The organism is Sphingomonas sp. (assembly GCF_025362505.1).
In the GTDB taxonomy this organism is placed as follows: domain Bacteria; phylum Pseudomonadota; class Alphaproteobacteria; order Sphingomonadales; family Sphingomonadaceae; genus Sphingomicrobium.
This window is the reverse complement of record NZ_JANYGG010000091.1, coordinates 1-4,372: the sequence shown is the minus strand read 5'-3', so window position 1 is coordinate 4,372 and position 4,372 is coordinate 1. Positions and strand designations below refer to the sequence as shown.

Annotated in this window: 3 protein-coding genes and 1 pseudogene; 1 reads left to right on the top strand and 3 read right to left on the bottom strand. The window is 64.2% G+C overall.

Annotation, left to right across the window (positions count from 1 at the left end):
• A pseudogene (locus Q0R27_RS09070) lies at positions 1 to 140 on the top strand (IS630 family transposase); the annotation flags it as partial.
• 353 nt (positions 141 to 493) lie between these two features.
• Here Q0R27_RS09070 and Q0R27_RS09065 read toward each other — a convergent pair.
• The 3 genes from Q0R27_RS09065 to Q0R27_RS09055 all read right to left on the bottom strand — a co-directional run.
• Complete coding sequence (locus Q0R27_RS09065; protein ID WP_293943546.1) at positions 494 to 2,140, bottom strand: AMP-binding protein; 1,647 nt, start codon at positions 2,138 to 2,140, stop codon at positions 494 to 496.
• A complete protein-coding gene (locus Q0R27_RS09060; protein ID WP_293943544.1) occupies positions 2,137 to 3,540 on the bottom strand; it encodes an aldehyde dehydrogenase family protein in 1,404 nt (467 codons plus the stop codon). The genes Q0R27_RS09065 and Q0R27_RS09060 overlap by 4 nt, the downstream gene beginning before the upstream one ends.
• Before the next feature lie 30 nt (positions 3,541 to 3,570).
• On the bottom strand, positions 3,571 to 4,372 hold an 802-nt coding region (locus tag Q0R27_RS09055; RefSeq protein WP_293943542.1), incomplete at its 5' end, for a TonB-dependent receptor.

The following is a 4,372-nucleotide window of genomic DNA, read 5'->3' as shown; positions in this document are numbered from 1 at the left end:
TCGTCGACCTTCAGGCCGCGATCAACCGCTTCATCAAGGAGCATAACGAGGAGCCACGCCCGTTCGTCTGGAAGGCCGATCCCGACAAAATCATCGCCGCCGTCAGGCGGGGGCACCAAACGTTGGAATCAATCCACTAGCGAGAAGCGCGAACCGGAAACGCAGCGCAAGACGCTGTCGTCACCCCGCAACCCGCGCCAGCGACACGTTGATGTGGATGTCCAGAGCCCGTTTTACTTCCGGAACCTGTACCGTCAGCATTGATGCACTGATGGTTCTTCGACTTCATACTTTGCTGCACTGGTTTAGCAACGATTGCACCACCGCCTTGCACAACACCACCGGTGGACGGATCCAGCCCAGACGGATCAGTGTTGTTTGCCGGGTCCCCGTTTGCGTAACCGTAGATATTGAGCCCTTTTTCGTCATGATGCCGATTCAATCGCCGAGCGGCCGGCTCGTGCCGACTGAGTGCGGCCAAGCGGCCGACGCGTTATGCGGCGGGGTCATCTCGCGATTCCATGATCTTCCGCATTTCGAACTTCTGTGCCTTGCCGGTGACGGTCATCGGAAAGGCGTCGACGATCCGTACTTCGCGCGGCACCTTGTAGTGGGCGATGCGGCCCTTGCAGTGGGCGACGATTTCTTCCGGGGTGAGCGCGTGGCCGGGCTTGGGGATGACCCACGCGCAGACTTCCTCGCCATAGGTTTCGTGGGCGATGCCGAACACTTGCACGTCGGCGACGCGGTCGTGGGTGAGGAGATGTTCCTCGACCTCGCGCGGATAGATATTCTCGCCGCCGCGAATGATCATGTCCTTGATGCGGCCGGTGATGCGGATGTACCCGGCCTCGTCCATCGTCGCGAGATCGCCGCTATGCATCCAGCCGTCGGCGTCGATCGCCTCGGCGGTGCGCGCGGGGTCGTCCCAATAGCCGAGCATGACCGCGTAGCCGCGCGAGCAATATTCTCCCTGGGTACCGCGCGGGACGATCGCTCCGGCTTCGTCGACGATCTTCGCCTGGGCGTGGGGGTGGACCCGGCCGACGGTCGCGACACGCTCGGCGACGCTGTCCTCGATCGCGGTCTGGGTGGTCAGCGGGCTGGTTTCGGTCATGCCGTAGCCGATGGTGACCTCGGTCATGTGGAGGCGCTCCATCACTTCGCCCATTGTCGTCACCGGGCAGGGTGACCCGGCCATGATCCCGGTGCGCAGGCTCGATACGTCGAACCGCTCGAAGTCGGGGTAGTTGAGGATCGCGATCATCATTGTCGGCACGCCATAGAGCGCGGTGCAGCGCTCGGCGGCGCAGGCTTCGAGGGTGCGGAGCGGGTCGAACGCGTCGCCCGGATAGACCATCGCCGCGCCGCTGGTCAGCGCGGCGAGGTTGCCGAGCACCATGCCGAAGCAATGGTAGAGCGGGACGGGGATGCAGATGCGGTCGGCCGGGGTCAGGCGGATCTGGCGGCCGGCGAAATAGCCGTTGTTGAGGATGTTGCGGTGCGACAGGGTTGCGCCCTTGGGCGAGCCGGTGGTGCCGCTGGTGAACTGGATGTTGATCGGGTCGGCGGGATCGAGATTGCCGGCGATCAACGCGAGCATGGCGGAGTCAGCGGGACGGGCGAGCTCGGCCCACGGCAAGAAGCCGTCGAACCGCTCCTCGCCGAGCGAGACCAGCAGGCGAAGTGATGGGAGGGCGGCGGGGCCGATCTCTCGCAGCATCGCGACATAGTCGCTGCCGCGGAACGAGGGGGCCAGGACCAGCGCCGCGCAGCCGACCTTGCGCAGGGCATATTCGACCTCGCCGGTACGATAGGCGGGGTTGATCGTGACGAGGATCAGTCCGGCCTTGGCGGTCGCGAGCTGGACGATGGTCCATTCGGCGCGGTTGGGGCTCCAGATGCCGACCCGTTCGCCCGGTTCGAGGCCTTGCGCGACGAGCCCGCAGGCGATGCGGTCGACCTCGGCGTTGAGCTCGGCCCAGCTCAGGCGAATGTCCTGATGCCGCGACACCAGCGCCAGCCCGTCGGGCCAGCGTTCCGCTGCCCGGTCGAGCGCCGCGCCGATCGTTCCGGTCAGCAGCGGCGGTTCGGTCGGGCCGACGGCTAAGCTGGGCGCCGGGATGCGGTCAGGGCTCATCGGGCCTCGTTGATCACCTGCAACTGGGTGAACTCGTGCAGCCCTTCCTCCGCGAACTCAACCCCGATGCCCGATTGCTTGGCGCCGCCGAACGGGATGTTGGGGCCGAAATCGAGGTGCTTGTTGATCCACACCGTGCCCGACTCCATCTCGCACGCGAGCTCGTAAGCCTTGTCGCGGTCGTTCGTCCAGACCGACCCACCGAGGCCCCATGGCGACGAATTGGCGCGCTCCATCGCGTCCTCGACGTCGGTGAAGCGGATGATCGGCAGGATCGGTCCAAACTGCTCCTCGTCAACGAGTTTCGTGCCATCAGTGATGTCGCGGACGATGGTCGGGCGGATGAAATAGCCGGGACGATCCTCGACCTGGCCACCGGCGACGATCGTGCCGTTGGCATGCGCATCGGCGAGGAAGGTTTTCACTTTTTCATATTGCATCTTGTTCTGCAGCGGGCCGATCTGCGCGCCCTGCTTGAGACCGTCGTCGACCACCGCGCTGTCGGCGAGCTTGCCGAGTTCGCTGCACAATTCGTCATAGATTGAATCATGCGCATAGACGCGTTTGATTGCGAGGCAGACTTGACCGGCGTTCATCGTCGCGCCGCCGAAGATGCCCGGGGCGACGACCTTGGGATCGACATCGCCCATCACGATCGCGGCGTCGTTGCCGCCGAGTTCGAGGGTGATGCGCTTGATCGTCGAGGCGGCGCCGGCCATGACCTTCTTCCCGGTCTCGGTCGAGCCGGTGAAGCTGATCTTGGCGATGCCCGGATGCGCGGTCATGTGCGAGCCGAGGTCGTTCTGGTCGGTGACGATATTGACCACGCCGGCGGGGAAGATGTCGGCGCACAATTCACCGATCCTGAGCGTCGTCAGCGGCGTCGTCGGCGCCGGCTTGATGATCACCGTATTGCCGGCGAGCAGCGCGGAAGGCAGCTTGAACGCGACGATCAGAACCGGGAAGTTCCACGGGATGATCAGGCCAACGACGCCGAGCGGTTTGCGGCGTTGCTCGACCCGGCGATTGTCATTGTCCTCGATGATCTTGTTGGTCAGCTCGAGCCCGGCGAGGTAGCGCAGGAAGGCCGCGGTGTAGGCCATTTCGGCGCTCGATTCGGCGAGCGGCTTGCCTTGTTCCTGGGTCAGCAGACGCGCCAGGTCGGCGGCGTTGGCGTCGATCGCGTCGGCCAGTTTCATGACGCACGCGCGGCGGTCCTCGATCGGGGTCTTCGCCCAGCCCTTGAACGCGGCATTGGCAGCGGCGACGGCGTCGTCGAGCTGGGCCGGGGATGCGCGCGGGCAGGTCGCGAGCACTTCCTCGGTCGCCGGATTGATGACGTCCATCGTCATCTCGCCCGCCACCAGTTTGCCGCCGATAAGAAGCTTATACTCAGTCATGGGACGTTCCTTTGAAACTCTGCGGAGACATCAGAATTTGACGCCGGCGGTGACGCCGTAGGTGCGCGGCGTGCTGACGTGATTATAGTCGAAGCCAAACCCGGCCAGCAGGTCAACGCGCGACGTGAAGTAGAAATGGTCGGTCAAATTCTTGCCCCACAGTGAGGCGTTGAAGCGATGGTTGCGCGACTCCCAGTCGAGGTGGCCGCTGAGCAGGGCATAGGCCTTTTGCTGCAGGCGGGGAATGTTGATCACTTCGAAATATTGGCTCGAGGCATAGGCGACGTCGGCGTGGGCGCTGACCTTGCCGGCGGGGCCGTCGATCAGCGTGGCGTCGATCCCGCCGTTGAAGGTCAGCTTGGGCGCGTTGGACAGGGTGTGGCCGGCGACGTCGACCCCGTTGACGATGCCCTGCTTGATCTTGGCATCGAGCAGGCCGAGCCCGGCGCGCAGGGTCAATGCCGGGGACACGCGCGCGGTCAGTTCGGCCTCGCCGCCCATGATCCGCGACTTGGGGATGTTCTCGAGCGTCTGGGCGCCGGTCAGCGGACTGATGTTGATGAATTGCTGGTTCTTATAGCCGTAATAGAAAGCGGCGACGTTGAGCGTCACCCGGCGGTCGAGAAACTGGGTTTTGGCACCGACCTCATAGGCATCGACCGCTTCGGGCTGGGCGACCGACAGTTCGGACGGGTCGAAAAACGCCTGAGCATTGAAGCTGCGCGCGCGGTAACCGCGCGAATAGTTGGCGTAGACCATGTTACCGTGGCCAAGCTTGTAGTCGACGCCGACCTTGCCCGACACATTGTTGGTCTTGAAGCGCAACGACGAC

What these genes read in the sequence shown, in the direction of transcription:
- Q0R27_RS09060 (WP_293943544.1), bottom strand. Translation starts at nt 3,540, where the DNA reads ATGACTGAGTATAAGCTTCTTATCGGCGGCAAACTGGTGGCGGGCGAG.
- Q0R27_RS09065 (WP_293943546.1), bottom strand. Translation starts at nt 2,140, where the DNA reads ATGAGCCCTGACCGCATCCCGGCGCCCAGCTTAGCCGTCGGCCCGACC.